The 26,044-nt window shown below is 45.5% G+C and carries 28 protein-coding genes, 1 tRNA gene and 1 pseudogene; 15 read left to right on the plus strand and 15 right to left on the minus strand.

Annotated elements, in window-relative coordinates; all coding sequences use genetic code 11:
- Window positions 1-177: 177 nt before the first annotated feature.
- The 6 genes from BLP80_RS11495 to BLP80_RS11510 form a co-directional block, all read right to left on the minus strand.
- The gene (locus BLP80_RS11495; RefSeq protein ID WP_218120439.1) at window positions 178-579 is read right to left on the minus strand and encodes a helix-turn-helix domain-containing protein; all 402 of its coding nucleotides are present in this window, start codon (window positions 577-579) and stop codon (window positions 178-180) included.
- A gap of 202 nt (window positions 580-781) precedes the next feature.
- Window positions 782-949, minus strand: a complete 168-nt coding sequence (locus BLP80_RS16350) for a helix-turn-helix domain-containing protein (RefSeq protein WP_176754358.1) — start codon at window positions 947-949, stop codon at window positions 782-784.
- 159 nt (window positions 950-1,108) lie between these two features.
- Window positions 1,109-1,303 carry an entry exclusion lipoprotein TrbK gene (gene trbK, locus BLP80_RS11500; RefSeq protein WP_090543374.1) on the minus strand — a complete coding sequence of 65 codons (195 nt, stop codon included), beginning with the start codon at window positions 1,301-1,303 and terminating at the stop codon, window positions 1,109-1,111.
- Between the two features lie 285 nt (window positions 1,304-1,588).
- Window positions 1,589-2,008: a transposase gene (locus BLP80_RS11505; RefSeq protein ID WP_090543376.1), complete on the minus strand. Its 420-nt coding sequence runs from the start codon at window positions 2,006-2,008 to the stop codon at window positions 1,589-1,591.
- Between the two features lie 63 nt (window positions 2,009-2,071).
- Complete coding sequence (locus tag BLP80_RS15265) at window positions 2,072-2,215, minus strand: transposase (RefSeq protein WP_143002283.1); 144 nt, start codon at window positions 2,213-2,215, stop codon at window positions 2,072-2,074.
- A 582-nt stretch (window positions 2,216-2,797) separates the two neighbouring features.
- Window positions 2,798-3,433 carry a tetratricopeptide repeat protein gene (locus BLP80_RS11510; RefSeq protein ID WP_090543378.1) on the minus strand — a complete coding sequence of 212 codons (636 nt, stop codon included), beginning with the start codon at window positions 3,431-3,433 and terminating at the stop codon, window positions 2,798-2,800.
- 826 nt (window positions 3,434-4,259) lie between these two features.
- Here BLP80_RS11510 and BLP80_RS11520 point away from each other — a divergent pair.
- Both BLP80_RS11520 and BLP80_RS11525 read left to right on the plus strand, forming a co-directional pair.
- Window positions 4,260-5,465 carry a glycosyltransferase gene (locus tag BLP80_RS11520; protein WP_090543421.1) on the plus strand — a complete coding sequence of 402 codons (1,206 nt, stop codon included), beginning with the start codon at window positions 4,260-4,262 and terminating at the stop codon, window positions 5,463-5,465.
- 192 nt (window positions 5,466-5,657) lie between these two features.
- Window positions 5,658-6,785 (plus strand): GNAT family N-acetyltransferase, encoded by a 1,128-nt coding sequence (locus BLP80_RS11525; protein WP_176754359.1) that lies wholly within the window; start codon window positions 5,658-5,660, stop codon window positions 6,783-6,785.
- 329 nt (window positions 6,786-7,114) lie between these two features.
- Here BLP80_RS11525 and BLP80_RS11530 read toward each other — a convergent pair whose 3' ends face one another.
- The 3 genes from BLP80_RS11530 to ispB all read right to left on the minus strand — a co-directional run bounded on the left by BLP80_RS11530 (window position 7,115) and on the right by ispB (window position 8,599).
- The gene (locus BLP80_RS11530; protein WP_090543385.1) at window positions 7,115-7,366 is read right to left on the minus strand and encodes an acyl carrier protein; all 252 of its coding nucleotides are present in this window, start codon (window positions 7,364-7,366) and stop codon (window positions 7,115-7,117) included.
- Between the two features lie 95 nt (window positions 7,367-7,461).
- Window positions 7,462-7,538, minus strand: a tRNA-Pro gene (locus BLP80_RS11535).
- 92 nt (window positions 7,539-7,630) lie between these two features.
- Complete coding sequence (ispB, locus tag BLP80_RS11540) at window positions 7,631-8,599, minus strand: octaprenyl diphosphate synthase (protein ID WP_090543387.1); 969 nt, start codon at window positions 8,597-8,599, stop codon at window positions 7,631-7,633.
- 153 nt (window positions 8,600-8,752) lie between these two features.
- Here ispB and rplU point away from each other — a divergent pair, with 153 nt between their 5' ends.
- The 7 genes from rplU to BLP80_RS11575 all read left to right on the plus strand — a co-directional run bounded on the left by rplU (window position 8,753) and on the right by BLP80_RS11575 (window position 14,512).
- The gene (rplU, locus tag BLP80_RS11545) at window positions 8,753-9,064 is read left to right on the plus strand and encodes a 50S ribosomal protein L21 (RefSeq protein ID WP_090543389.1); all 312 of its coding nucleotides are present in this window, start codon (window positions 8,753-8,755) and stop codon (window positions 9,062-9,064) included.
- Window positions 9,065-9,086: 22 nt separating this feature from the next.
- Window positions 9,087-9,344 carry a 50S ribosomal protein L27 gene (rpmA, locus tag BLP80_RS11550; RefSeq protein WP_090543391.1) on the plus strand — a complete coding sequence of 86 codons (258 nt, stop codon included), beginning with the start codon at window positions 9,087-9,089 and terminating at the stop codon, window positions 9,342-9,344.
- A 125-nt stretch (window positions 9,345-9,469) separates the two neighbouring features.
- Window positions 9,470-10,498, plus strand: a complete 1,029-nt coding sequence (gene cgtA, locus BLP80_RS11555; RefSeq protein ID WP_090543393.1) for an Obg family GTPase CgtA — start codon at window positions 9,470-9,472, stop codon at window positions 10,496-10,498.
- Complete coding sequence (gene proB, locus BLP80_RS11560) at window positions 10,498-11,619, plus strand: glutamate 5-kinase (protein WP_090543395.1); 1,122 nt, start codon at window positions 10,498-10,500, stop codon at window positions 11,617-11,619. The genes cgtA and proB overlap by 1 nt, the downstream gene beginning before the upstream one ends.
- Before the next feature lie 104 nt (window positions 11,620-11,723).
- The gene (locus BLP80_RS11565; RefSeq protein WP_090543397.1) at window positions 11,724-12,329 is read left to right on the plus strand and encodes an NUDIX domain-containing protein; all 606 of its coding nucleotides are present in this window, start codon (window positions 11,724-11,726) and stop codon (window positions 12,327-12,329) included.
- 7 nt (window positions 12,330-12,336) lie between these two features.
- Window positions 12,337-13,737: an NfeD family protein gene (locus BLP80_RS11570; protein WP_090543399.1), complete on the plus strand. Its 1,401-nt coding sequence runs from the start codon at window positions 12,337-12,339 to the stop codon at window positions 13,735-13,737.
- A gap of 1 nt (window position 13,738) precedes the next feature.
- Entirely contained in the window at window positions 13,739-14,512 is a 774-nt protein-coding gene (locus tag BLP80_RS11575) for a slipin family protein (protein WP_371128827.1), read from the plus strand.
- A 26-nt stretch (window positions 14,513-14,538) separates the two neighbouring features.
- Here the strand turns inward: BLP80_RS11575 and BLP80_RS11580 are convergent, their stop codons facing one another.
- Complete coding sequence (locus BLP80_RS11580; RefSeq protein WP_090543401.1) at window positions 14,539-15,051, minus strand: CNP1-like family protein; 513 nt, start codon at window positions 15,049-15,051, stop codon at window positions 14,539-14,541.
- A gap of 202 nt (window positions 15,052-15,253) precedes the next feature.
- Entirely contained in the window at window positions 15,254-16,159 is a 906-nt protein-coding gene (locus BLP80_RS11585; protein ID WP_176754360.1) for a DMT family transporter, read from the minus strand.
- Window positions 16,160-16,276: 117 nt separating this feature from the next.
- Here BLP80_RS11585 and dapC point away from each other — a divergent pair, with 117 nt between their 5' ends.
- Together dapC and dapD are read left to right on the plus strand one after the other, a co-directional pair.
- On the plus strand, window positions 16,277-17,467 hold the full coding sequence (dapC, locus tag BLP80_RS11590) for a succinyldiaminopimelate transaminase (protein WP_090543402.1): 1,191 nt from the start codon (window positions 16,277-16,279) through the stop codon (window positions 17,465-17,467).
- A 26-nt stretch (window positions 17,468-17,493) separates the two neighbouring features.
- Window positions 17,494-18,315 (plus strand): 2,3,4,5-tetrahydropyridine-2,6-dicarboxylate N-succinyltransferase, encoded by an 822-nt coding sequence (dapD, locus tag BLP80_RS11595; protein WP_090543404.1) that lies wholly within the window; start codon window positions 17,494-17,496, stop codon window positions 18,313-18,315.
- A gap of 107 nt (window positions 18,316-18,422) precedes the next feature.
- Here dapD and BLP80_RS11600 read toward each other — a convergent pair whose 3' ends face one another.
- Both BLP80_RS11600 and miaA read right to left on the minus strand, forming a co-directional pair.
- Window positions 18,423-18,752, minus strand: a complete 330-nt coding sequence (locus tag BLP80_RS11600) for a BON domain-containing protein (protein ID WP_090543406.1) — start codon at window positions 18,750-18,752, stop codon at window positions 18,423-18,425.
- 55 nt (window positions 18,753-18,807) lie between these two features.
- Window positions 18,808-19,773 carry a tRNA (adenosine(37)-N6)-dimethylallyltransferase MiaA gene (gene miaA, locus BLP80_RS11605; RefSeq protein ID WP_090543408.1) on the minus strand — a complete coding sequence of 322 codons (966 nt, stop codon included), beginning with the start codon at window positions 19,771-19,773 and terminating at the stop codon, window positions 18,808-18,810.
- Between the two features lie 198 nt (window positions 19,774-19,971).
- On the opposite strand from miaA, the gene BLP80_RS11615 reads away from it, so the two are divergent.
- Complete coding sequence (locus BLP80_RS11615) at window positions 19,972-20,163, plus strand: twin transmembrane helix small protein (RefSeq protein ID WP_090543412.1); 192 nt, start codon at window positions 19,972-19,974, stop codon at window positions 20,161-20,163.
- A 580-nt stretch (window positions 20,164-20,743) separates the two neighbouring features.
- Here BLP80_RS11615 and BLP80_RS11620 read toward each other — a convergent pair.
- Together BLP80_RS11620 and BLP80_RS11625 are read right to left on the minus strand one after the other, a co-directional pair.
- On the minus strand, window positions 20,744-20,938 hold the full coding sequence (locus tag BLP80_RS11620) for a YbdD/YjiX family protein (RefSeq protein WP_090543414.1): 195 nt from the start codon (window positions 20,936-20,938) through the stop codon (window positions 20,744-20,746).
- A 34-nt stretch (window positions 20,939-20,972) separates the two neighbouring features.
- Window positions 20,973-23,015, minus strand: coding sequence for a carbon starvation CstA family protein (locus BLP80_RS11625; protein WP_090543416.1), 2,043 nt, complete (start codon window positions 23,013-23,015; stop codon window positions 20,973-20,975).
- Window positions 23,016-23,322: 307 nt separating this feature from the next.
- Between BLP80_RS11625 and BLP80_RS11630 the strand changes: the two are divergent.
- The 3 genes and pseudogenes from BLP80_RS11630 to BLP80_RS11640 all read left to right on the plus strand — a co-directional run.
- Window positions 23,323-23,742, plus strand: a pseudogene (locus BLP80_RS11630) (IS5 family transposase); the annotation flags it as partial.
- 229 nt (window positions 23,743-23,971) lie between these two features.
- Window positions 23,972-24,313 (plus strand): hypothetical protein, encoded by a 342-nt coding sequence (locus BLP80_RS11635; protein WP_218120440.1) that lies wholly within the window; start codon window positions 23,972-23,974, stop codon window positions 24,311-24,313.
- Window positions 24,310-25,977: an Hsp70 family protein gene (locus tag BLP80_RS11640; RefSeq protein WP_218120441.1), complete on the plus strand. Its 1,668-nt coding sequence runs from the start codon at window positions 24,310-24,312 to the stop codon at window positions 25,975-25,977. The genes BLP80_RS11635 and BLP80_RS11640 overlap by 4 nt, the downstream gene beginning before the upstream one ends.
- Window positions 25,978-26,044: the final 67 nt, after the last annotated feature.

Below are 26,044 nucleotides of genomic sequence, written 5' to 3' on the forward strand. Positions count from 1 at the left end.
GCTTCGCAGGCACACCCGGCTTGAGCGCCAGCGGAGTTCGCGTGTCGCGCAGCAGTTGTTTGCTTTTCTCGTCCAGGCAGACGACAGGTTCTTCCGCTTGGAACGGACGGGCATAGAGATCCAGCAGATTGTACATCCGCTGCCGGTATTCCTCAGTCAGAGTGCCAATGCACCACATCAGCTTGCGCCACGGCTTGATGCAGTTTTTTTTAGCAGCCGCCGGATAGTCTCGCGACTGATCGGCCCAATTCCCTCATGCGCTCGTGCAGCCTGCTCCAGCAATTCGAGCATCCAACGTTTAGCTCCTGCCGGCGGCGTGGAACATGCTAGAGCAGAAACCTGCGCTTCGACGTCCGCACCGTACCGGGGCGGCTTGCCTGGCCTCGCCACGTCGTGCAGAGCATATCCCGGCCCACCCTCCAGATATGCGCTACGCGTGCGCCAGATGGCGGTTCGCCCGATGCCGAGAACCGCCATGATTTGGGATTCGGGAATGCCACGATCCAGCGCAGCAAGAATATGGGCCCGATTAACCTCCCGCGCCGCGTGCAATCCCTTCGTACGGTACGATTCAATCAATTGGCGATCCTCGTCGGTGAGATGCCATTCGGTCTGGCGCATGATCAACTCCTCGTGGCGGGGTGGATGTGCCTCAGTATAACAATGTTCTGTTGTTTATGTGTTGTGATACTAGGCTTGATATATATTCGCTTTGATGCGGGTCAAAGCCACAGGATTATCAACATAATCTTCAAGAACAAAAAGTTCATGGCTTGGTTGATTAAGTAGTGATTTCCTTCAATACATCAGGACGGCGCTCAGCAATAGCAATCAGTGTTTTGGCTGTACCACTGGGCTGACGGCGGCCTTGTTCCCAATCCTGCAAGGTGAGGTAGAGAAGCAGCTCGCGTAGGGCAAAAAGTTTAGTGCCAGATCTTACATTTGACATTATTTTTCCTTCTTTTCAATCTGTTCATGTCAAATGTATGATCTGGCGAAAGTCTGCTAAAACTGGATCCGCTGTTCGTTGAAACTGACATCAACCGCAGTTTTTTTCAAAATTCTAGAAACCATTCCCGAAATTGGACTTGAATTTCTAGTGGTATGTTTACTTTTCTTTGTTCAAAGCATTGCATTTATCGATAAATGCTTGCCGTCCAGCTTCGTCGTTTTTAAAAGCTGTAAGTGCTTTCTCCATTCCTTTCCCCGAACAATTTACTGCATCGGCTTCGGGAACTCCGTCGCAACCGATCAGAGCGATACTAAGGCCAATAATACAAACGACGCTATATTTAAAATTCATCTAAAATTTTCCTCTGTAAAATATTCACTATGGCTTGATGTATATACCAGATTTCTCAATTGCTTGTTGTTGGCCGGCCACACGAACCTAACCGTCTCATTCTACCTGAATCTTCACGGTCTGAGACTTTTGCAAAACGCTTCATTTTCTTAGAAGCTGTTTGAAAGCTCCAGTTTTAGGTTAATCGCCTCAACATGATGCGGGTCATAGCGATGTAAACCCAGGTTTTGTTGGTGCGCGCGTGAGGCGCTCGTGGCTTTTACTGAGTTGGCGTGAATGGTTCAGTCAGCTGAAGGTGCGTTCTACCCTCCAGCAACGGGGCAGCAATACGAATTTTTTGGCCTCCCTGGAGTGCAACATTACCGCCAAACAGAATTTAAATTGTTCTGCAATCCAGTCCACGAGGCGGCCACTGTAACCACCATCCACCCAAATCTTTTTCAACTTTTTGCAACTACCCGGTAGATGATGCAGCAACAGGCGAGCAGCGTCACGGTCCTGCACGCTGGCAACAGTGACTACAACCATCAACAGTAAACCCAGTGTGTTCACCAGAATGTAGCGTTTACGGCCATTAACCTTCTTGCCAACATCAAAGCCACATTGCCCAGGAACCGAAGTACATTTGGCACTTTGACTGTCCAGGCAAGCTGCCGTCGGGTGTTTGTGGCGGTCACATCTTTCTCGCAACCATGAACGCAACAAATGATGAAGACGCTTCCATGTCCCGTTACGTACCCAACAGTGGAAATAGTAGTAAACCGCGCTTCAGGCCGGAAACTCACGTAGCAATTGCTGCCATTGACAACCTGTTTTTAAAACATACAGATCGCATTCATCACCTGGCGTAGGCTCAACTCTCTCGGTCTTCTCACTGTCGATACAGGCAAGTGGGGTTTCAAGTAATGTCACGCCTCAGCGCCTGGATTACTCGGATAACGACTCATACCCTTTTTTGTTGATTCCTAAAATAGTGTATGTTAACCCGAATATTTCATAAATTCGCGTGATGATCACGCAGGATTTTGATTAATAGGGAAGTTTTGAGAAGGAGGGGTGTAGTGATTCATACACCCGACTGAGCAAAATCTTTTCTATTAATCAAATAGGCAAGTGAGGGCACGTGCCAATTTATGAAATATTCGGGTTAACAACATGAAAGCACCACATTATCCTTAACCCACTCTCATTTTATTCTGTAGGTTGGTTCATGATTGCGCTTCATCATCCCAATCAATTGATGCATCAATGCCCGCTTCTTCATCCAATTCCTTGGCTAGCGAACCATGGCCGAAGAATTCAATAAAAATAAAGCAGTCGTGTTTTCTGATGTGCTGCTGGTAAGTATTGTCGAAATATTTTTCATGGTGTTACCCGCTAAAGTATGAGTACATTGCAAAAATGCAGGTAACTTTACAGGTAGGTAATTTTCGATTTTTTGAAAGCTGGATTGGCTTTTGTAGACGCTTCCCACTGATTATGTGAATCTCATCTCTAGTCCGACCATTTACCAATCTTTTTTAATCTATTTCTAAGACCAGGTAAGGGAAAATTGAGTGCGTAAGCTTTTTCTGCATGCACTTTAGCTTTACTATAGTTCTTTTTATCAAAATACAATAAACCAAGATTGTAATGAGCTGTTGCGCTATCTGGCATCAGTTTTACTGCAATTTCCAGCTGTTCAATAGCTTGATTGGGTTTTTCAATTTTCGATAAATAGCCACCATATATCATTCGAACCGTCCCATCATCTGATCTCATGCGAATGGCACGGTCAAAATAACACTCAACAGGCCACTTTGTTCCACGAGGGCGGGAGGTTTTGTCTCTGAGAGAGAGTTTTGCCAAAGCAGTTAATGCTCTATGATGATTTGGCCAGGCGCGCAAGGTGTAGTCTAAATCCGCCCCGACTGATGCTGACATGCCACTGATTAAATTTTCAACATCTGAATTAAAGTGATACTGTTCTACGACATCAAGTTGACCTTTAAGATTAAACCTGTTTAGATAATCAAAGGGACCGAAATGATGGCCATGCAATTCACCGCAATAATTTTCTTCCATTGCTGCAAGCATGGGTGAAATTAATACGAGTGATATGAATAAGCAAATGCGAAGTGTTTTTTTCATATATCTTCTGTTTGCGAGATAATCTCAGTCAAGTTTACTGTTTTATCTGATCTAAATAAAGCTCCAGTCTTTTTCAATGTGAGATGCGTTTAAAGAGAAGAGGCCGTAACATTGGCTCTAATATCACTTCTGTGATATTCTAAATTTGATTTAAAGAGGGTAGTCAAAACAACTCCAAAGATGATAACACCAAGAAGATATACTATACCTCCACTGAAATTCAATAGATCTCGGTGGCGGTATAAATAATATCGATAAATTTCTGGAGAGCGAATGACAGCTTCTATGCACGCTAGAGATGTTGGTCGCTGGTGACTGAAGCACACGTGTTGTGTCATATGGGCACAAGGGTGAGGCAATCGTATAATTAAATAAAGCAGCTGGATCGTTGGTTTACCTGCAACAGTTAGGCGATTGATTTATTTAAAATCAAATCAATAGAAAGCAACAAGAATACGATTAAAATTCTCAAAGGCGGATTGATCCCATACATGGAAGTAACCAGATCATCCAGTATCTCAAGAAATTGGATATTGAATCTGATCTGCGGTATCTGATGTTCTTTCGGGTTGTAAATCATGCGGGAATATAAATGATCGCTCATGCTAATGGCTTAGGGATATTCCTAAACATGGTCTGAAGCAGTTACAGAAAGAAGGCGGCTAATATACCATCCCAGCCTGATTTATCGAACACAGCTATGTTACTGAAACTAAGACGCCTGTATCTGCAACAATTGGGAGCAAAGCAAACCTTAATTGGAGATTCTGTTCAGATTGAAGTGCATTCAGTGATTTTTTGAGGTCTTTTTGTGAAGCGGGTATTGATGATTGCTTACCATTTTCCACCCTTGGCGGGGAGTAGTGGTATTCAAAGAACTTTACGATTTGCAAGGTACCTTCCTGAGTTTGGCTGGCAGCCACTTGTGCTTACCACTACTGCCAATGCCTATGTGCAAACGAGTAATGATCAATTAAAAGATATTCCACAGAATTGTGTTTTAGCGAGAGCACCCGCATTCGACGCAGCTAGAAGTCTCTCGATCCGGGGACGCTACCTGGCCGTAACCTCACGCCCTGACCGCTGGTTAAGTTGGTGGCCAGGCGCTGTTCTATATGGAATGAGATTGATTTCTCGCTACAAACCGGACGTCATTTGGTCGACTTACCCTATTGCCACGGCTCATCTTATTGCGCATACATTACATCGTCTTTCTGGCATTTCTTGGGTTGCCGATTTTAGGGATCCGATGGCTCAAGATGGGGATCCGAGCGATCCTCGACTATGGCGGAGTTTTAAACGTGTTGAACATAAAGTTTTTTCATGCGCAGCCAAATGCACATTCACCACACCCGGAGCAGTGCGATTTTATGCTCAGCAATATCCTGATTATCACGGTCAGTTGGTTTGCATCGAAAATGGTTATGATGAGGAGGCGTTTACCGGCCTTGAATCCAGTAGTTTGCCTTTAAATGTCGGTAAACTTACTATCCTACACAGCGGAATTGTCTATCCAAAGGAGCGCGATCCCAGTTATCTGTTTCAAGCAATAGCCAAGCTGCGTGATCTGGGTAAAATTGATGCTTCAAGATTTCAGATTCGCTTTCGCGCGCCAGTTCATGAATCCCTTATACAGGTTCTGGTGGAAAAGTATCAATTGCAATCACTTGTGGAAATATTACCTCCCCTCCCATACCGGGAGGCGTTAGCTGAGATGTCCAGGGCAGATGCGTTACTAATTATGCAGGCTGCCATCTGTAATTATCAAATTCCTGCCAAACTCTATGAGTATTTTCGTTGCAATCGTCCAATCATCGCTCTTGCGGAGCCGGAAGGCGATACTGCCCAGACTCTGATAAAAGCGGGTATCCGATCCATTGCCCGGCTTAATCAGCCATCTGATATAGTGGATTTATTGGAGCGATTTATGTGTGCCGATGTTGAAGGCATGACGCCTGTACCCGGCGCCGTCGAGACAACTTCTAGGCGTGAGCGAACTCGCGAATTTGCACAACTACTGGACAGTATTTGATGCATAATTCCGCAGAGCAAAAGCTACTTCAAGTGATGCAGTCGAGTATATTTATAATCACAATAGTTATTATGGCTGCGTGCTCAGACAAATGGACCGCATCGCTACTCAGGGCGGCCGACTCTATGTGTGGTATATCGAGCCAGGAGGCGCCCTACGGTATTTATGCTTAATGAGATTAATAAAAATCTAGTGGAACCTAAATTAAGGGAGGAGGCCTTCAACCCAACTTCCGGCCCCCCAGTATGGTGGTCCAAGCTTTTTGGCCAGGTGCAAGCAGGCAGCATTTTTCTTTCACCACAATGGATGCAGACCTGGCTGGATATCTATGGCATGGATTTCAGCGGTAGATCGCTCTCTTGGTGGCAGAATGATATTTGCATAGCAGGAGTTATTCTGCTATTCCGCCCCGCAAAGCTTGGGCCTTTTCCCATAAGACTGGCGATTTTAAATACTGCCGCTGAAATAGACGAGAACGCCCCTTTTATTGAATACAACGATGTGCTTTGCCAGTCGGGTTATGAGGAATTTATTCTGGATTCACTGGCCTCCTATCTAGCACAGCAATCATGGGATCAACTTTATCTGGCGGGATACACAGAATCCTCTCTTATCGCACGTTTACAAACCCGCGCGTTGCCTGGTGAGTGGCGTTTGATAGATAAGAAAAGTCCCTATATTGACCTCAAATCGCTTGGAAATGACGGTCTGGACAGATACTTTTCCTCCAACACGCGCACGCAGATTCGAAGAAGCATCAAGTTATACGAGGAGAGAGGGTCGCTGAGGATTGATGTGGCCCAAAATCTTGATGAAAATCTGAAATATCTGGATGCACTTGCGGAGCTGCATCGGGCAGCATGGGCGCGACGTGGCCAGCCGGGCGGTTTCCGGTCGCCACGTTTTATTCACTTTCACAAAGCCTTAATACAACGCTTGCTGCCAGAGCGAGCTGTCGAACTTCTCCGTGTTTCAGCAGGAGATCAAACAGTCGGCTATATCTATAATTTTCTACTGGATGGCAAAGTCTATTTTTATCAATCAGGCTTTGCATACGAAGCAGATCCAAAAATTAAACCAGGCCTAGTCACGCATTATCTTGCTGCCCAGAATTACTGGGAGCGCGGTTTTATTGAATACGACTTCATGGCGGGTGATGCGCGATATAAAAGATCCTTGGCGAAATCAACACGCACTCTTTATTGGTCATGGGTTGAGCGATCCAATTTCCGAATGACATTAATCAAGATCGCCAGAAAAGCGAAACACTTTCTGCGCCGTCAATCTCATACCGAGATAAGCAATCAGGCTGATACCTGATTAATTCCTGGGGCATAGATGTTAAATTACCGCCGGACTTTGCCGAAGGTAATTTAACCCGAATATTTCATAAATTGGCACGTGCCCTCACTTGTCTTTTGATTAATAAGAAAGATTTTGCTCAGTCGGGTGTATGAGTCACTACACCCCTCTTTCTCAAAACTTTCCTATTAATCAAAATCCTGCGCGATCATCACGCGAATTTATGAAATATTCGGGTTAACCATGCCGTGAATGGGCATATTTCTGGTGGGTTCGTCGTAAAGACAAAATTGCTCCCTATTCAGTTTTCAGGAAAAAGCTCTGCAGGAAGACTTTCTATGCTTCTTTCATTGGGACAGCTTTTGTTCAACAAAGTGGGTCAGGCTACCAAGCGTTGCAAAAGTTTTAGCGCTGATTTCATCGTCATCCACTGAAATATCGTAATGCTCTTCCAAGGCGGTAATGATATTGATGACTGCCATTGAATCCAGTTCCGGAATATTTCCAAGTAAGACCGAATCTTCTTTAAGAGAATTTTTACGTTCTCCTAGGCTGAGGACATCAGCTAAGATGTTTTTGACTTCTTCAAGATGTTGCATGATTACTCCAAAGTTTCTAATTTTACTCCTTGTCTTCGTTGAATAATATAAGGGGGAGGGCAGCATGATTGGAAGATTGCTTCTTTATTAAGGGTTGGTCGGGGTGAGAGGATTTGAACCTCCGACGCCTGCGTCCCGAACGCAGTACTCTACCAGGCTGAGCTACACCCCGTGAAATATCTTGTAAACCTGCATTAGATGTGTCGAGCTTTATCTCAAGCTTATTTTGATGGCACCGAGGATAAGAGAATTAGCTAAGTTGCATCAGTGATTTCTCGTTACGGCGAAATAAGCCAATTGTAACAAACATTCCTTGTAGCTAGAATCAGCCAGCATTGCGATAGCTTCCGAAGCCATCTCCGCTTCATTTTGTGCACGTTGCTTTGCATAGGCAAGAGCGCCTGTTTCCTGAATAATTTCTAGAATAGTCTGGAATCCGCTTTCTCCACCTGTTTTAATGGCCTCGCGTATGACGCTTGCTTGCTTTTCTGAGCCTGTGCGCATGGCATAAATCAGGGGGAGTGTCGGCTTGCCTTCTGCAAGATCGTCACCTAGGTTTTTACCGGTATCCTGATGATCGCCGGAATAATCAAGTAGATCATCAATCAATTGGAATGCGGTACCTAGATGCATTCCGTAAGCTGCTAAAGCCTCTTCCTCGGATCGAGTGGCATTGCCAAGGATTGCCCCCAGGCGTGCAGCAGCCTCAAAAAGCTTGGCGGTTTTGAAGCGAATGACACGTAGATAATTTTCTTCTTCTACATTAGGATCTCTGCAATTAAGTAATTGTAGTACTTCACCTTCAGCAATGATATTAGTGGCATCAGATAGCACCTGCATCACGCGCATGTTGTTTACTTCCACCATCATCTGGAAGGCGCGTGAATAGAGAAAATCCCCCACTAATACGCTGGCTGCATTACCAAATAAAGCATTTGCAGTAGCTTTATTACGCCGCAACTGAGATTCGTCTACTACATCATCATGTAACAGTGTTGCCGTATGAATGAATTCAACTACCGCAGCTAGATGATGGTGATATTGCCCAGAATAACCAAAGATACCAGCAGACAAAATAACCAAAGCTGGTCGCAGTCGTTTGCCTCCATTGTGAATGATGTACTCACTTACCTGGTGAACAAGCGCGACCTGAGAATGAAGCTTTTGTTGTATAACAGCATTAACAGCGCTCATGTCCTGAGCAATAAAGCTTCTAATACGTTCGATTGGCACAACAACCCCTTGAAGAAATAACTATGGTAGAAATGTCTCGGCTTAAGTGTCAAGCTAGATGGTGTAAATAGATATTAAATATTTGTCACACAAGATCCTCATAGAATTGTATAATTTTAAAGTATAAGAAAGAGGATGAATAGGGAATAGGATATGTATGCTGTAATAAAAACTGGCGGAAAACAATATCGTGTAGAAGTCGGTAATAAACTGAAAATAGAGCAGTTAGCGGTAGAAGCTGGCAGCGATTTAGTGATTGATCGAGTGTTGATGGTTTCTGAAGGTGAAAATATTTCAGTTGGAAAGCCATTTCTTGATAGTGCAAAGGTTAGTGCGACTGTTATAGGACATGGGCGGCACGATAAAATACGTATTTTTAAGATGCGTCGTCGCAAACACTATCAGAAGCATCAAGGGCATCGACAAAATTATACTGAAATACAGATTACAGGTATTTCAGCGTAAATAACAGAAGCAAGGGGATTGCATGGCACATAAAAAAGCAGGTGGTAGCTCGCGAAATGGACGCGATTCTCACTCCAAGAGACTAGGGGTAAAACGTTTTGGGGGAGAGCTGATTAAGGCGGGAAGCATTATTGTTCGTCAACGTGGTACTCAGTTTCATCCTGGCGACAATGTTGGAATTGGTAAGGATCATACGTTATACGCAAAAATTGAAGGTAAGGTTCTATTTGGTATAAAAAGTGTATATAAGCGCAAAACTGTATCAGTTATACCCGCTTAAACTCACCAAATTCTAAAAAAGCCCCATTCAGTATGATGGGGCTTTTTTTATTGGCAATGCTTGCTTTCTAGCATTATTCTTATTTATTGTTGTGCTCAGAATCGTTGCTCGATTAAGACAGATTTATGAAATTCATTGATGAAGCGAAGATCCAAGTATTCGCAGGTGATGGAGGTGATGGCATAGCCAGTTTCCGCCGGGAAAAATTTATTCCTAAGGGCGGGCCAGACGGCGGAGATGGCGGGCATGGTGGTAGCATTTATGCGATTGCTGACCATAATATTAATACTCTTGTTGAGTATCGGTTTACGCCAATATTCCGTGCTAAGAAAGGGGAAAAGGGGCGCGGGTCAGACTGTTATGGTAAAGGTGCAGACGATATTATTCTACGTATGCCGGTAGGAACAATGATTACTAATATGGTTACTGGAGAAATCATCGCGGATCTGCAACATCATCAACAAAAAATACTATTGGCTAAAGGTGGAGCAGGAGGGCTAGGTAACATCCATTTCAAATCCAGTACTAATCGAGCGCCAAGGCAATTTACCTATGGTGAACCTGGGCAAGCTTTTGAGCTAAAATTGGAACTCAAGGTATTGGCAGATGTTGGACTTTTGGGGATGCCAAATGCTGGAAAATCAACCTTGATCCGGGCAGTATCGGCTGCGCGCCCCAAAGTGGCAGATTATCCATTTACCACGCTCCACCCAAATCTGGGTGTAGTACGAGTGGGCCAAGATCGAAGCTTTGTCATGGCGGATATCCCTGGTTTGGTAGAAGGCGCTGCAGAAGGGGTAGGACTTGGACATCGTTTCCTGAAACACCTAGCAAGAACGCGTTTATTACTTCACGTTATTGACATTGCACCATTAGATGAGCACATCAACCCTGTTCATGAAGCGAAGGCGCTTATCGAAGAACTCAGGAAATATGATGAAACTCTTTATCAGAAACCTCGTTGGTTAGTGCTAAATAAAATTGATATGCTGCCCGATACAGAGCGCGATGCGTTGTGTAATAAATTTATCCTTGATTTCGGATGGAAAGACAAGTGGTTTGGGGTTTCGGCGTTAACAAGTGAAGGGTGCAATGCGTTGACTTATGCCATTATGAATTATCTCGAGCAAGAGTTAGCGGTGACTACTGAATAATGAATCAATCAATACTGCAACAAGCTCGTCGTATCGTTATCAAAGTTGGGAGTAGCCTTGTCACCAATCAGGGTCAGGGGCTTGATCATGATGCACTCGCATGTTGGGCTGCTCAGATTTCTCAGCTCAAGGATATGGGGAAAGAAATTATATTAGTTTCTTCAGGCGCCATAGCTGAAGGGATGCAGCGACTGAGTTGGAAAAAACGCCCTACTGCATTGTATGAACTGCAGGCCGCCGCTGCTGTTGGGCAAATGGGGCTAGCGCAAGCATACGCCGCCTGTTTTGGTCAGTATGAATTGCTTACGGCACAAGTATTGCTCACCCATGATGATTTATCCAACCGCAAGCGCTACTTGAATGCCCGTTCAACGCTCACCACCTTATTGAAACTGAATATCATTCCGATCATCAACGAAAATGATACGGTTGCAATTGATGAGATACGTTTTGGTGACAATGATACCTTAGCTGCATTGGTTACCAATCTTACTGAAGCCGACGCACTCGTGATTCTTACTGATCAAGCCGGATTATTTACCAGTGATCCACGTAAAAACACGGATGCTAAATTAATCCAAGAGGCCAATGCCGGGGACCCTGAGATAGCAGCCATGGCGGGCGGTGCTGGCAGCGAAATTGGGCGTGGCGGTATGCAAAGCAAAGTGATTGCAGCCAAGCGTGCAGCGAGAAGTGGCGCACATACCCTTATTGCATCGGGTAGAGAAGTTAACGTGCTCGTTCGTTTGGCGCAAGGTGAGGCAATTGGCACTCGTTTGCTATCCAACATGCCAGTCCTCGTGGCACGAAAGCAATGGCTAGCTGACCATTTACAAATTCGTGGCAGTGTAGCCCTCGATTCAGGTGCTATGAAAGCACTTGTCACGGATGGAAAAAGTTTATTACCAATTGGTGTGGTAGATGTCAGGGGTGATTTCGAGCGAGGAGAAGCAGTGGCTTGTCTGGATCAGGAAGGGAATGAAATCGCGCGCGGTTTAATCAATTACAGTGCCAGAGAGACTCGAAAAATCATGCGACAGCCGAGTCATGAAATTCAGATCATTCTCGGTTATGTGGATGAATCCGAACTCATCCATAGAAATAATTTGGTACTTTTGTAAACTGGAGTTTAACCCGAATATTTCATAAATTGGCAAGTGAGGACACGTGTCAATTTATGAAATATTCGGGTTAATTCAACGATTTTATCGACAAGGAATCGGGTATGACTGAAACAGATGTGGAAATTATACGAAAAGAGCTGTGCTTCCATGGTTTTTTCCGTATGGAGCGTTATACTTTGCGCCACCGTCTGTTCAATAGTGATTGGAGTCAACCCATTACTCGTGAATTGCTGGAGCGCGGTCACGCCGCTGCTATCCTTCCCTATGATCCAGCAAAGGGTCAAGTCGTATTGATCGAGCAATTTCGGGTGGGGGCGATGTCGATAGCTACTGGACCATGGCTACTTGAGATTGTGGCCGGCATCATAGAAATGAATGAAGCTGCAGAAGAGGTTGTGAGAAGGGAGGCTGTAGAAGAAGCTGGTTGCGATATCCTTGATCTTGTTCCCCTCTATGATTATCTGGTTAGCCCGGGCGGGACGACTGAGCGCATTGCTTTGTTTTGTGGTAAGGTCGACTCAACCCATATGGGTGGGATTTATGGCAAAATGGAAGAGGGAGAAGATATCAAAGTGCATGTGATGTCTCTGGATAGCGCATTAGCATTATTAAGTTCAGGGAAAATTATTTCAGCCAGCGCGATCATAGCGCTGCAATGGCTGGCTTTGAACCGGGAGTACCTTCATAAAATCTGGTTAAACGGATAACAATCCAATGTGTTCTGAGAAAGAAAGTGAGCACGCTTCTTTTTACTTAGAAATCAAATTCAGCATTATCCTGCTGTTTTTCTTATGCTGGTTATGCCCAGCGATTGCACAGACAAGTAACACGGCCTTATGGTTGGATGTCGATGGCGCTATTGGCCCAGCTAGCCATGACTATATCAAACGCAGTCTTGCCACGGCTGCAATGCAGAATGCCCAGGTTGTTATCATTCGGCTCAATACTCCCGGTGGTTTGGATGTTTCCATGCGCGAGATCATTCAGGAAATCATTGCCTCCCCAGTCCCGGTTATCAGCTATGTTGCTCCAAGTGGGGCACGTGCAGCCAGCGCAGGTACCTATATTCTTTATGCGAGTCATATTGCCGCCATGGCGCCGGCCACTAATCTGGGTGCGGCTACGCCTGTAAAAATAGGCGGTTTCCCTGGTGTTCCCGATTCATCTGATAAGAAACCAGGAAATAGCCAACATGAACAGTCTGATGCGCAAGATATTATGACGAAAAAAATTGTTAATGATGCGGTTGCTTATATCCGTGGACTTGCTCAGATGCGGGGGCGCAACGCGGAATGGGCAGAAAAAGCAGTACGTGAAGCTGTTAGCTTGACAGCTAATGAAGCACTGGGCGAGGGTGTGATTGATCTGATCGCGGTTGATATTCCGGATTTGCTCACCAAGATTGATGGACGCACAGTCAACGTACAAGGACAAGAAATAACGTTATCAACGCAAAAAATCAATATCCAGCAGTTGGAGCAGGATTGGCGCACGCGGTTGCTGGCAATCATCACGGATCCCAATATTGCCTATATTCTGATGCTGATTGGTATCTATGGATTAATATTTGAATTCGCCAATCCAGGTACAATCATACCCGGTGTGGTGGGGGCAGTTTGTTTATTGCTTGCGTTATTTGCATTTCAGGTATTACCCGTCAATTATGCCGGACTCGCGCTTATTTTTCTCGGTATTGTATTCATGCTGGCTGAAATGCTGGTACCGAGTTTTGGTGCGCTGGGAATTGGTGGAATGATCGCTTTTGTCATGGGGTCTATCATGTTACTTGATATGGATATACCGGGCTATGGTATTTCCATCCCACTGATTGCTACGGTTGCTCTGATGACTGCAGGATTCTTTCTACTGGTAGTGAGTATGGCAATAAAAGCCAGACAACGCCCTATCGTAAGTGGTAAGGAAGAACTGATAGGCGATGTTGGCGAAGTGATCGATGATTTTGATAATGAAGGATGGATCAGGGTGCATGGGGAATTGTGGCGAGCAAAGTCCAACGTGCCATTACATCGTGGACAGAAAGTCAGGGTGACTGCAATGAAAGGTCTGATGCTGCAAGTGGAAGTCTATCGTCAGGATAATTCAGAGGAGAATTAGCATGGATATAGATATGGTATCAACGATTATATTGACCTTGGGGTTTACTGTTTTTTTCCTGGCAAGTACTTTCAAGGTTCTGCGTGAATATGAACGTGGCGTCGTATTTCTGTTAGGGCGATTCTGGAAGGTGAAAGGACCGGGGCTGGTAATTGTTGTTCCGATCATTCAAACCATGGTGCGAGTCGATTTACGTACCATTGTCATGGACGTGCCCAGCCAGGATGTCATATCGCGTGACAATGTTTCGGTGAAAGTGAACGCAGTCCTGTATTTCCGTGTAGTTGATCCACAAAGAGCAATCATTCAGGTGGAGGATTACAATGCTGCTACCAGTCAGCTAGCCCAGACTACTTTACGTTCCGTACTTGGCCAGCATGAACTGGATGAGATGCTGGCAAGCCGTGAAAGGCTCAATAGTGATATCCAGAAGATTCTGGATGAACAAACCGAAGCCTGGGGTATCAAGGTTGCCAATGTCGAAATAAAACATGTCGATCTCAATGAAAGCATGATTAGGGCGATTGCCAAACAGGCAGAAGCAGAACGTGAACGACGGGCAAAGATCATCCATGCCGAGGGTGAGTTGCAGGCATCGCAGCGACTGTTGGAAGCTGCGCAGGTTCTTGCAAAACAACCTGAGGCGTTGCTGCTTCGTTATTTGCAAACGCTTACCGAGATTGCTGGGGAGAAGAGTTCCACGATAGTTTTTCCATTACCGATGGAGATGATGGCATCTCTTCAGAAAATGATGGAGAAACAGATAGAAAAATAGTCACTGAAGCTCTCGTTCCATTTCCCTTATCGGAGGGCTTTCGGATGAACTCCTGCTTTTAACGCCTGAATGGCTTCTTCTGGCGATCCGACAATAAGGCCTCGCGGGCAAAAATAATATTTAGCAAGTTCACGTTGAGCGTAATCCCGTGTGATATTTTCGAGCCTTTGCCACTCGGAAATACGGGGTTGTCCCCAGGTTTTGTCATTGCGACCCAAAGCATAGCGCTTTTTTTCTTTTGTTTCACAGCGTATCCCTTCAAAAGTCGTATTCTCTGCGCCTTGTGCAGATTTCACTACCAGACTGTATCGAATTACCCCATCTTTCCCGATGGTGATGGATGTGCTATCCACGTAATACCGGTGATTACTCGTAGGGCCTATATTAAATTCCAGCAGATTGCTGGCTTCAGGATAGGTCGGTAATTGTGTTTGAAGTTCTACCCAGTCTTTTTTATGATCCAATGTATCAATAAATTTTTCTTTACTTACACAAGCTGTAATGGACAAGACGCAAAGTATTGGAAGAATTTTTTTCATTTAGCTATTGATTAGACAGACTTTTAAATTAGATAGAAGAATCAACATTATATGTGACAAAGCAGCGATATGATTGAATAATGCCTCAATTGTGTTACAAGCTTATATCACTCATATTAAAATTATGATTCCAGGATTTCAGGCTAATCAGTGCTGCGGGGGCTAGCGAACGGCTCTCTGCTTGTCAGTATGATTACCAACATCATGACTGTTGAGACATGGAATCTTCATGATTAATTTTTGCAGAAAAAAGGCTTGCTGAAACGATCATTAAACCACCTATCCACTCTTTAGGCGTCATTACTTCATTAGTAAGAAAGTATGAAGCGATGGCGGCAACGATTAGTTCGAACAACATAATGACAATAGCTTGATTTGCCGGAATATGCGTTAAACCATATTGCAATATGATACTCAAGAAAAAAATTGTGAATCCTAGCCCCAGTAGAAGTAGCCAGGTATCGGTAGAAATGTTCGAGATCAATGGAAGGGATTCCATACGCCATGTCGCAAAAAAACCAGTAAGTGTGACGCCCAGCCATATTGCCAGTGATTTTAATTGAACATTATGCTGCTGATCTTTACGAGCCAGTACATTGGCCAGAGCAAACATAATGCCACCCAATAATCCCATCCAGTCACCATATGAGACGGGAAAGGGAAAAACATTTCCTCGCTGCCATAGCATCGTCATTGCGCCGAGGATTGATAGCAGAATAACCCAGTATCCACGCAGGCTAAGTTTTTCGTTAAGCAGAGCGCGAGCAAATAGAATCGTCCACAATGGCGCCAGATAAAACAGAAGTAATACTCGCATGACTTCGCCATGGATAATTCCTAGAATATAAGCAATATTCGCCAAACCTGAACAAACACCAATCCAGACCAATAAATAGGCTGCTTTGTCCAGGAAATTGGGCGCTCGAATTTGTTTGTGGAATAACATAAGCCCCATTAATAAGGCGACAAAGTAAGTGAGCGTGGTAGAGGCTTCTCCTCTAATCCCAGACTGCTCCAGCAAACGATAGGGATACCAGGCTATACCCCAAATAGCTGCACCAATGAGCAAAGCGGTTATAGGGACGATATTTTTTTGTTTGGTCAACATTAACGCTGCCCTTTATAATGATTTGCTTTTATCAAACAATTGAATAAAACCGTGTAAGCTGGAAGAGATCATTTGAAATACATTTACTACTTATAGCCTAATCATAGACATACCAGAATGAATCCAATGCTGAACAGCTTGCAGCCATACCCTTTTCAGAAACTTTCAAAGTTACTTGAGGGAATTATACCTAACCCATCATTATCCCCCATCAATTTGCATATTGGCGAACCGAAACACGCAACACCTGATTTCATTCGCCAGGAATTGATCAATAATCTTGACGGGTTGGCGCATTATCCTACAACGCTTGGTGCAAAGTGGTTGCGTACGAGCATTGCTGCTTGGCTGGTGAAGCGTTATCGTTTAGCAACAATTAATCCTGATACAGAAGTGATTCCGGTCAATGGCAGCCGTGAAGCGTTATTTTCATTTGCCCAGGCCGTTATTGATGCCCATCGTGCGCAACCGCCGGTGGTGGTGTGTTCAAATCCTTTTTATCAGATTTATGAAGGCGCAGCTCTGTTAGCTGGAGCAATTCCCCATTTTCTCAATACGCTGGTTGAAAATAATTTTGTATTGAATTATGCGCAGCTGCCTGATGCTACTTGGTCACGTACCCAACTTGTCTACGTTTGTTCACCGAATAACCCTACCGGCAGGGTAATGACGCTAGATGAATGGCAACAATTATTTGCACTTTCTGATCGTTATGGATTCATTATTGCCTCAGATGAATGTTATTCAGAGATTTATTTTGATGAGGATTACCCCCCGTTAGGAGCTCTGGAAGCGGCACACCGACTGGGCCGAGACGGGTTTCCCCGGCTAGTTGTGTTTAGTAGCTTGTCCAAGCGTTCCAATGTGCCTGGGATGCGCTCCGGTTTTGTGGCAGGAGATGCTGCTATTCTGAAAAAGTTTTTGTTATATCGCACTTATCACGGTAGTGCTATGAACCCTGCGGTGCAGGCTGCTAGTAAGGCTGCTTGGGCTGATGAGCAGCACGTGATTGAAAATCGTCGCATGTACCGGGAGAAATTCAATACAGCTATGGCAATCATGACAGGGCACTTGCCTGTTACCATGCCCGATGCCGCCTTTTATCTATGGGTAAAAACACCCCTCAGTGATACTGAATTCACTCAAAAGCTCTATCGCGATTATAATGTCAATGTTTTGCCAGGCAGCTACCTTGCGCGTGAAGCCCATGGTATTAATCCGGGCGAAAATTTCGTACGCATAGCGCTGGTTGCACCATTAGCTGAGTGTGTGGAAGCAATGGAAAGAATAAAAGATTGTTGTATCTGAATTGATTAAACGTTTTAAGGAATAGCATGGAACAATTGCAGGCCATTATTGAAGAAGCTTTTGAGCGTCGTGCTGAGATTACACCGCGTAATGTCGAAGCAAATCTCAAAGAGTCGATTGCACAAGTCATCAGTCTGCTTGACAGCGGCAAGTTACGTGTTGCTGAAAAAATTAGCGGCGAGTGGGTAACGCAGCAATGGATCAAAAAAGCAGTATTATTATCTTTCCGGATCGAAGATAACAGTTTCATCAAGGGGGGCTTTTCTAATTACTTCGACAAGATTCCATCCAAATTTGCGGATTATAGTTCCAGAGATTTTCGTGACGGCGGGTTTCGGGTAGTACCGCCTGCAGCTGTCCGCAAAGGCTCATTTATCGCCAATAATGTGGTGTTGATGCCTTCTTATGTCAATATTGGGGCTTATGTGGATGAGGGCACCATGGTTGATACTTGGGCTACTGTGGGATCGTGTGCACAGATTGGCAAAAATGTTCATTTATCAGGAGGTGTAGGTATTGGCGGTGTGCTGGAACCCGTGCAAGCCAATCCCACGATCATTGAAGATAATTGTTTTATTGGGGCGCGCTCCGAAATTGTCGAAGGGGTCATTGTCGGGGAAAACTCGGTCATTTCGATGGGAGTCTATATTGGCCAGAGCACCAAGATATATCATCGTGAAACCGGGGAAATCAGCTACGGGAGAATACCGCCAGGTTCAGTCGTGGTGTCAGGAAGCCTGCCATCTGAGAATAAGCAATATAGCCTCTATTGTGCAGTGATTGTAAAACAGGTTGATGCTAAAACTCGTTCCAAAACGGGGATTAACGAATTGTTGAGGGGCATTTAACAGCAATCAGCGCAGGGGATCAAATAAACCCCGGGGTTTCTCCGGGGCAGCGCCAGTACTTCCTGTTATCTCTTATGTTTAGAGTCTACTGGTTTGGCGTTGATTGACTATCTTTTTAAGTGAATCTGATTATCAACCTTTTGGACGCCATCAACTAACCAAGTCTGCATGCTAATCTGGTCGATCTGGGTCTGATTGTCAGCCAGACCATTGATGGATACCTCGCCGTTTCTCACGTCAATATTGACAGCCAGGTCTTTCAGATCTGGATTAGCAGATAGTCTCGATTTGAGATTGTTAAGAATATCGCTATCCTCATAACGAGGCCCCTCAGGTGGCACTATCCAGGATTTATGGACTCTTTCAGAATTGCCGCAGCCCGTCATAGCCAAAAAACTAAAAAGTATTGCAATCAAAACCCATAATTTATTACGCATTTCCGTATTGTCCTCCTTAAAGTAATATAGTGAGAAGGAGGGGCTTGAATGTCAATCAGTTATTCGTTGTAAGATTCATCGTTTGCAAGTATGCAATCACTTGTTGGGACAAATTCTCCGCAAGGCAGTCGAATTCCTGTAATCCTGTCATTCCTCGTAACCAAGTTAATTGCCGTTTAGCTAATTGTCGTGTGGCCGCAATTCCCATATCTTTCATTGTAGTAAGACTAATGAGATTGTCCAGATACATGTATACCTGTCGATAGCCGACACAGCGCATTGAAGGAGTTTCGGCATTTACGCAATATTGGTCACGGATAGTGCGTACTTCATCAATTAATCCCATTTCTAGCATTCTCTCGAAACGGAGAAGAATACGCTGATGCAGAATTTTCCGATCATTTGGTAGTAATGCCATGCTGATCAACTGATAAGGAAGACTTATGTTTTTCGGCTGCGTGAGCACTGCTGACATGGGTCGCCCAGTGAGATAGCATACTTCCAGTGCCCGTTGAATGCGTTGGCTATCATGAGGTTTGATGCGTGCTGCGCTAACAGGGTCAAGTTGGCTCAGCATTTGATGCATTTCCGGCCAGCCTTTCTTTTCAGCAACCATTTCAATTTCCTTACGGAGACTGTTATCTGCCGGAGGAAGCTCAGAGAGACCTTCTTTCAAGGCCTTAAAGTAAAGCATGGTGCCTCCCACCAATAGGGGGATTTTTCCTTTCGCCGTGATTTCATCCATTCTTGTGAGGGCATCTTTGCGGAATTGTGCTGCAGAATAATGTTCGTCCGGATTAATTAAATCAATCAGATGATGAGGTACCGCAGCCAAGGTATGTTGGTCAGGTTTAGCACTCCCGATATTCATTTCCCGATAGACCTGCGCTGAATCTACGCTGATAATTTCAACCGGAAAATGTTGGGCAATTTCCATGGCGGCATTTGATTTTCCGCTGGCGGTCGGTCCCATCAGAAGAATGGCAGGTGGAAGTTTTGCGACATTGTGCTGACTCAGCATATGGTTTTGACAGAAATTGAAGGAATGATTAGAGAATTTCAAAAGACTACCTGGAAGTTACCGGATCAATCATATAAATTACGGTTATCAGTTACAATAAAGCTGAGCCAACAACTGAATAAGCCAAGACACTTGGTTATCTACTGGTTAGGCTTGATGATCAATATAAGTAAATTCCAACAATTACAGGAATAAAAATTGAAGATCTTTGCTATTTTACTATTGCTGATAATACTTTACAGCCTCGGATCTGCGCTTTACTACATGCTTAAAGATGGCGGAGAGAGCACGCGCATGGTCAAATCATTAACGATACGTATCGTTCTATCTCTTGTACTGTTCATTGTCATGATGATATCGACCTATATTAACTATATTTATAAAGGTTGATCATTGCGATTACCCTGGAAAATGCGTAAAGCTGGTATCAAAATACGAAAATCACGCTTTCTTGTGATCAATAATCGTGCTTTGGCCGAAACAGCATCACGGCAGCGATAATACAATCACCAGAATGATTCCCGAGAACGTCAGCATTATTTGAGATAGATAACACCATCTAAAGAAGATATCAGTAGCAACGTGATGGGCTGGAACATTGATCAGAGTGAAATGTTCAGCACATATGGCGTTTCCTGATCGGAAGCATCTTTGTGTCGCCTGCCTGTCACATTGATGCTCGTTGCTTCAATTCGGTATTGGATTCATGTTGCTGGTTCCCGGTGACTTCCGTAAATTGAGGTAGCGTAATACCTCAATTCTTTGAAGAAATGCCTCGTGGCACGATGCTAAACGACTATTACTTTACGCTTAATCCACGGGTATTCCGATCAGCTTAACCTATTCAGAATTGGATCCGCACTCGTTCCGAACTTGCTTGCAGACGGGAACGCTCAAACCTGGCTGCCTGGGGGTCTCGCCTGCCTTATGGCGGAACTTTGTGAGACCCCGGGTTTTTCAATAAGCGAAATTAACAGCAGCGGTTGATTTTGCCGCCATAGCGCGCTTCCTGGCGTTCACGAAAAAATGCCTGATAAGACATGATTGCCTTATCAGGATGCGCCTCTTTCATATGCGCGACATACACGCTGTATTCAGGCATGCCGACCATCAATCGCATGCTTTGCCCTAGATAACTACCAGCCTGGATGATTTTTTTTAACATGATAAAAAGCCTCAACTGTTGTAAGTTATGAAGATTAATAAGGATTTAAAGGAGATAATTCGATTTGAGCGGTTCTGCGTGCAAGTAATACGGTTCGGAAGCCAAAAAACAACATGCTGATGAGTATGCACATGAACATTGCAGCGAGTCCAGCGTCCAGATAATCGTTAAAAATCACCTGCTGCATCTGGGAAGTCGATTTAGCGGGCGCAAGCAGATTTCCATCGCTGAGCGCCGCCTCGTATGAGTTCGCATGAGCTAGAAAGCCAATGCGGGGATTGTCATTAAATATCTTATGCCAAGCAGCGGTTAAGGTCGTGCAGGCAATCCAGACGGTAGGCACAATGGTGATCCATGCATAACGGTCGCGTTGCGTTTTGAACAGGATGCAGGTGCACAAAATGAGCGCAATGCAAGCGAGCATCTGATTGGTGATGCCGAATAGCGGCCATAAGGTATTGATGCCTCCTAATGGATCGATGACTCCCTGGTATAGGAAATATCCCCAACCACTGACACATAACACGGTTGCTATCAGGTTTGCAGAAAGTGAATTAGTGCGCTTCATAGCAGGAATAAAAGTACCAAGCAGATCCTGCAACATGAATCGTCCAGCACGGGTACCCGCATCGACTGCTGTCAGGATAAAAAGCGCCTCAAACAGAATCGCAAAGTGATACCAAAATGCCATCATTGCTTGTCCGCCGATAAAGTTAGACAGGATTTGCGCCATGCCGACGGCCAGCGTGGGTGCTCCTCCTGTACGCGAGATGATGGTATTTTCGCCCACATCTTTGGCAGTTTGAGTCAGCATTTCCGGCGTAAGATAAAACCCCCATTGTGAAATGGCTTGTGCAGCAGACTCGGCGGTAGCGCCAATCAGTGCCGCGGGACTATTCATGGCAAAATAAATTCCTGGTTCAATGATTGAAGCAGCCACCAGCGCCATGATCGCGACAAATGATTCCATCAACATAGCGCCGTAGCCGATGAAACGGGCATCTTTCTCATTTTTAATCATTTTGGGTGTCGTGCCAGACGAGATTAACGAATGAAAACCCGACACAGCGCCACATGCGATGGTGATAAAAAGGAAGGGAAACAAACTGCCAGACCAGACTGGACCCGTGCCATCAACAAATTGTGTGATGGCCGGCATTTTGAGCTCAGGCGAAATAGCCAGAACCCCCACAGCTAACCCGGCAATTGTGCCGATTTTCAAAAAAGTTGATAGATAATCACGCGGCGCCAGCAACAGCCAGACGGGTAACACCGAAGCGAACGCGCCGTACGCAATCAGCATCCAGGTCAGTTGGATGCCATCAAAGGTAAATAAAGCTGCCAGTTCAGGATTTTCCTGCACGGACTGCCCGCCCATGATGGATAGCATGAGCAGGATAAAGCCGATCAAGGAAATCTCACCGATTTGTCCTGGGCGAATATAGCGAGCATAAATACCCATGAAGAATGCAATCGGAATAGTCGCGGCCACGGTAAAGGTTCCCCAAGGTGATTCAGCCAGCGCCTTGACCACAATTAATGCCAATACCGCCAGCAGAATCAGCATGATAAAGAAGGTGCCCACCAGCGCGATCATACCGGGGACAGGCCCCAGCTCAGATTTGATCATATCGCCAAGTGAGCGGCCATCACGCCGCATGGACATGAATAACACAATAAAATCCTGTACTGCTCCTGCGATCACTACGCCGACCAGCAGCCACAGCAGGCCGGGAAGATAACCCATCTGGGCAGCTAAAATGGGCCCAACTAAAGGCCCGGCTCCGGCAATCGCAGCAAAGTGATGGCCAAACAGCACATACTTATTAGTCGGTACATAATCCAGCCCATCGTTAAATTTATGAGCCGGGGTCATGCGCTCGGAATCAAGCCCCAATACCCTGCGTGAGATAAACAGGCTGTAATAGCGATAGCCGATCAGGTGAACACAAACAGCCGCGATTACAATCCAGATAGCGTTAATGGACTCGCCTTGCTGTAAGGCAATGACGCCAAAAGAGAAAGCGCCTGCAATGGCTAAGATCAACCAGCCAGCATGTTTAATAAGATGATTCATGATTCTTTCCTATAGATAATATTGACGATCAATCAGAAACGGGATGTTTTTGCTATTTTACTTTGCAGACAAATCATAAGCATGCTGTGGAGACCATGCAGCTAAACGTGACTATTTGTTAACAGAAATGTTAAGCAAAGAGAAAAGTGTGCGTCATTATGAAGTAATTGAGGAATTATCATGAAGATATGGTATGGAGATTGACCAGGAATAGCTCTTGAAGTGGTTGCCTTTAACCAGGCAATCTGACATTAAAGTGATCAGAATGAGTTAGATTGCTTCTGTTGGTTGGATAGCAATCGTTCCTCGCCGTATCGGTCGCACGAAGGGTGGCCTGAACTCAAGACTGTACGCTATTTCAGATGGTCAGGGCAGACCTGTCGTCCTGCTGCTGGCGGAAGGGCAGATGAGTGATTACAAAGGCGCAGCGCTGTTGTTGCGTGCTTTGCCAAAAGCAAAAGAATTGTTGGCAGATCGCGGCTACGATGCTGACTGGTTCAGGGTGGCACTCAAGATAAAAAGCATCGCACCCTGCATCCCGTCAAAGAAAAACCGCAAAATCCAGATTGAATATGAAAAAATCCTCTATAAACAGCGGCATAAAACTGAAAACATGTTCGGTAAACTCAAGGATTGGCGCAGGATTGCCATGCGCTATGACCGTTGTGTCCACACCTTCTTCTCTGCTATCTGTATCGTTGCCACAGTCATCTTCTATCTCAAATAATGAGCCCTGAGTTTAGCTTGTCGATTACTACAAAATTGCTTTGACGACACCTCAATATCAAGTCAAAAATCAATTCAGAAAACTTTGATATGGACGTTAAACATAAGATCGGAGCTGTGTGATGAAGCTTCCATGGCTTAGAGCTGTGTGATGAAGCTTCCATGGCTTAATATCTTTAATGGAGAGGAATATGGCCGACTCTGAACAAACCACAATAACCCCTGAGGCTATGAGGGAGGCTGTGATCAGTATGGCGGTTGAGTCATGGCGTTTTGGCCGAGTATTCGACCGACTGCTCACGAAGCTCGATGCTGGAGAACAGAACCGGTACAAGAGCCAGTTCCGTTGGTTTGTCAAAAAAGTCGAAGAAGCCTTGGAGCAAGCAGATCTGAGAATCGTCAACGTTGAGGGTCACCCCTTCGATCCTGGTATGGCCGCTACCCCTCTGAATATTGAAGAGTTCGACGCTCAGGACGCCTTGATGGTCGATCAGATGCTCGAGCCGATCATCATGGGGAAAGAAGGCTTAGTTAAGACAGGAACCGTCACTTTGAGGAAGGTGGAACTATGAAAAATTTTGTCGGAATTGACCTGGGTACAACAAACAGCGCGATCTGTTCCTATGACGGCTCCGAGACTCGCATCTGGAAGAGTCCTGAACAAAATGATGTGACGCCATCGGCAATTTATATCGACCGGCGTGGCAACAAATATGTCGGTAAGCGAGCATACGACTCGGCTCCGCACAGCCCAGATAACTCTGCGATGTGGTTCAAACGAATTATGGGAACGAGCACGCCTGTCCAGTTTCCTGCGGTAAATCTCATCAAAACACCAGAAGAATGCTCAGCCGAGGTTTTACAAGTCTTGTTTGGGTACATGCCGGAAGAAATCAGAAACGATCCTGATACCGGCACCGTTATCACCGTTCCATCGGCGTTTAATCAGATGCAGAAAGATGCGACAATGCAGGCTGCAAGCATGGCAGGCTTGGGCAAGGTCGCGCTCATGCAGGAGCCGGTTGCAGCGGTCATGAGCGTCATGCGTGCCCGCAATACCGACGGCATGTTTCTTATTTATGACCTGGGTGGCGGCACACTTGATATCGCCATAGCTGAAAGCATCGGTGGTCGCATCAATCTGCATGAGCACGGCGGGATCGCCATGTGTGGAGGTCGGGATTTCGATCGAGTTCTCGTCGACAACGTTGTTCGACCTTGGTTGCTAGAAAATTTCGACCTGCCGGAAGATTTCTCGGTGAACCCGGGTTTCAAGTCGCTCATCCGGCTGGCCAACTGGGCGACCGAACGCGCCAAAATCGAACTCTCTGCGCGAGAGGATGCAGTTATCAGCCTGTCGGAAACTGAGGCCCGGGTTCGAGACCTCAGCGGCAACGAGATCTACCTCGACATTCCTTTGCTGCGGGATACCTACGACAAATTGATCGCCGAGCGCGTCCGTCAGTCGATTGATTCCGCTCGGGAGACAATCTCCAAGGCTCAACTGACTCCTCATGACTTGGAACGTATCGTGTTTGTTGGTGGCCCGACCAACTACAAACCCCTGCGTGACAAGGTTGCCTTTGAGCTCGGGATTCCCGGCAGCACAGACGTGAACCCCATGACCGCCGTGGCGGAAGGGGCGAGCTTATTTGCCGAATCCATTGACTGGAACTCCCAGAATCGCTCACGAAAAAACACTCGTGGACAGATCTCCTCTGGCAGCGGATTGGTCCTGTCCTTTAACTACATTGCCCGCACGCCAGGCGTTAAGGCCCAGATTGCGGTTCAACTGGCTGGTCAGACCGCGTCAGGCTCTGAATTTCAAATCGATAGTGTCGATACGGGTTGGACGTCTGGTCGTCTTCCCCTCGAGCATGGTGTAACCATGGACGTCATCCTGACCAAGGCGGGCGACAACACATTCAAGGTATTTGTTTTCGACTCGGTGGGTGGCGGTCCCATCACCCTGGAGCAGAATGAAATCATCATTACCCGTACTGCCGCCACCGTGGACGCCATTCCTGCCTCTCACTCGGTTGGGATTGAGGTATTGGAAAAGCTCGGTGGCCGTCCCGTACTCGACTACCTGGTCCGCTCTGGCGACGCGCTCCCCAAGAAAGGAAAAAAAGTATTCAAGGCTGCTGAATCGCTTAAGTCAGGTGCTTCTGGATCACTCAACCTGAAGCTCAGACAACCTGATCTCGGAGCATCCCTCGTTTTTAAAGCATTCTAAAGAACAAATATAAATCAATCGATTACATGTGCCAGGGGAGGAGATACAAAAATAGGCAGTCAAACAG

Origin of the sequence: Nitrosomonas sp. Nm132 (assembly GCF_900100485.1) — a bacterium.
In the GTDB taxonomy this organism is placed as follows: Bacteria; Pseudomonadota; Gammaproteobacteria; order Burkholderiales; family Nitrosomonadaceae; genus Nitrosomonas.